This is a genomic window from Paenibacillus forsythiae T98 (assembly GCF_000520735.1).
Classification (GTDB): Bacteria; Bacillota; Bacilli; order Paenibacillales; family Paenibacillaceae; genus Paenibacillus_AQ; species Paenibacillus_AQ forsythiae.
Map to the genome: position 1 here is coordinate 1 of NZ_ASSC01000556.1, position 2515 is coordinate 2515.

The 2515-nt window shown below is 55.6% G+C and carries 3 protein-coding genes; all 3 read left to right on the top strand.

Features of this window, described 5'->3' with window-relative positions:
• Positions 1–330 precede the first annotated feature (330 nt).
• The 3 genes from era (at position 331) to recO (ending at position 2264) form a co-directional block, all read left to right on the top strand.
• Entirely contained in the window at positions 331–1224 is an 894-nt protein-coding gene (era, locus tag L692_RS0117470; RefSeq protein ID WP_025701392.1) for a GTPase Era, read from the top strand.
• Positions 1225–1328: 104 nt separating this feature from the next.
• Positions 1329–1472: a YqzL family protein gene (locus tag L692_RS31275; RefSeq protein ID WP_084463240.1), complete on the top strand. Its 144-nt coding sequence runs from the start codon at positions 1329–1331 to the stop codon at positions 1470–1472.
• 36 nt (positions 1473–1508) lie between these two features.
• On the top strand, positions 1509–2264 hold the full coding sequence (recO, locus tag L692_RS0117480) for a DNA repair protein RecO (protein ID WP_025701393.1): 756 nt from the start codon (positions 1509–1511) through the stop codon (positions 2262–2264).
• The last annotated feature ends 251 nt before the right edge of the window (positions 2265–2515 follow it).

Genomic DNA, 2515 nt, shown 5'->3' on the forward strand with positions numbered 1-2515 from the left:
ATTGCTTCGCACGAAGTCGAAGGAAATGCGCCGCAGAAGCGCGTACATGTTCGCGCAAACGTAAGCGACGCGGCGAAGCCGCCAGCGGTTGCTCACACGCAGCCCAATGTTCCCCGCTTACGTCACTCTCCGCTCGGCTCTTTCCGCGCAACCCGGAGCGGGTGACCGCAGGGAACGTAAGCGTGTCATTCCCCGCATTTCCCTTAGAAGCTCAAACCGTGGCAGGCACGCCCAGTTCCGGGTGTCCAGAGGGCCGGGGCCCTTGGGGTCCCCCTTGGCTAAGGGGGATTTAGGGGGATCGAAAAAAGATTTTAGAAAGGTTGATCTAATATGTCATTCAAATCGGGCTTTGTCGCCATTATCGGCAGGCCCAACGTTGGAAAATCAACGCTGATGAATCAGGTCATCGGGCAGAAAATCGCTATCATGTCAGACAAGCCGCAGACGACCCGCAACAAAATTCATGGGGTGTATACGACGAACGGCTCACAAATCGTCTTCCTTGATACGCCCGGTATCCATAAACGCCAGTCCAAGCTGGGCGACTACATGAACCAGACGGCGATGAGCACGCTCGGAGAGGTGGAGGCCGTACTGTTCCTGATTGACGCCGCCGAAGGTCTTGGCGGAGGCGACCGTTTCATAGCCGAGCAGCTTCAAGGTCTCAAGACGCCGGTTATTCTGGTGATGAACAAGATCGACAAGCTGGAACCCGAAGCGCTGCTGCCGCTGATTACGGAATACAGCAAGCTGCATGATTTTGCCGAGATCGTTCCCATTTCCGCCAAGGTCGGCAGCAATGTGAACACACTGCTCGATCAATTGCAGAAATACCTGCCGGAAGGGCCGCAATATTATCCGGAGGACCAGGTGACCGACCATCCGGAGCAATTCGTTATCGCCGAGCTGATCCGCGAGAAGATTCTGCATCTGACCCGCGAGGAGGTGCCGCATTCCATTGCGGTGGCCATCGAGGATATGCGGGCGGAGCCGAACGGAGTCGTGCATATTTCCGCCGTTATTTTTGTTGAACGGGATTCGCAGAAAGGCATAATTATCGGGAAACAGGGAGCCATGCTGAAGGAAGTCGGCAGAAGGGCCCGCACCGATATTGAGAATCTGCTCGGGTCCAGGACGTTTCTGGAGCTGTGGGTAAAGGTGAAAAAAGACTGGCGCAATCAGGAGCGCGTGCTGCGCGATTTGGGCTTTCACAAAGACCAGTGAGCTTCATCCCAAGCCACTGCCAGTAATTGCAAGGATAGAACCCGTCCCATGGCACATCCTACTTCGTGAGGACATCGTGTTTTGCGAAGGGGGATAAAATACGAATGCGAGATTTATCGTGGAAGTATTTTGCAATGACTGGTGATGTCGATGCTTATCTGCTGTACCGGGAAGCGGCACAGCCGCTGAATCCGGCGGCCGAGACAGCGGTGGAAGAAGAGCAGGTCTATGACGAAGAAGCGGAGTAGGAACTGGTTGCTTGCCGAGTGGTTAGGGGAAGAGGCATGCTATACAGGGTGGAAGGGATCGTCATCCGCAGTATGGACTACGGCGAGGGGAACGCAATCATTACGCTTTGCACCGAGAACGCGGGGAAAATAGGAGTTCTGGTTCGTGGAGCCAAAAAGGTAAAAAGCCGTCATGCGGCCCTGATCCAGCCGTTTACACTCGGGCAATATGTTTTTTTCAGGAACAACGGAGGGCTCGGCACGCTGAATTCCGGCGAGATTATCCATTCTCACCATCCGGTCAGGGAGGATCTGATTAAAGCCGCCTATGGTTCCTATGCCTGCGAATTGCTGGATCGGGTGCTGCATGACGAGGAGACGGGGAGCTTTTGGTTCAGGCAGCTGTCGGCTTGCCTGAATGCGCTGGAGGAAGGCAAGGAGCCTGGAGTGACTATCAATCTGTTCGAGATGAAAGTTCTACAGGCGGCCGGTTACGCCCCGCAGCTGGGTGCCTGTATTGCCTGCGGCCGGGAGAAGCCGGATGATGAGCTGCTGCTCAGCCCGCGGCTGGGCGGCGTCTTGTGCCGGAGCTGCCGCCATAACGACCCTCCGGCGATGGAAGTCTCAATGCGCGCGCTGAAGCTGCTCCGGCTGTTCGCCGCGCTTGATCTGACCCGTCTGGGCAATGTGGACGTCAAGGCGAGCACGCGGGATGAACTGAAAAAAATAATGCGGGCATTCATGGATACCCAGCTCGGTCTCCGGCTGAAGTCGCAAAATTTTCTGGATCAGCTCGATAAATACAACATTTGACGAAAGCCGGATTTTCCGTTAGTATAGGAAGAGTCTATTCTTGTTGGAATATGCCTGATCGAGGCAAATAACGAGAGGGCCGCCGCCGGGCTTGCGCCGGCAAGCATGGAGAACGGGAAAGTAGTGAATGACTGCCTGAAATAGCGAGCCGGGGACGGTGAAAGCCTGGTACAGCAGCGATCATGAAATGGCACCCGGGAGTGCTGAGGCGGCAGTATGAAAAGTGGATTTCGTCCGCGCCGGCAGCAGCC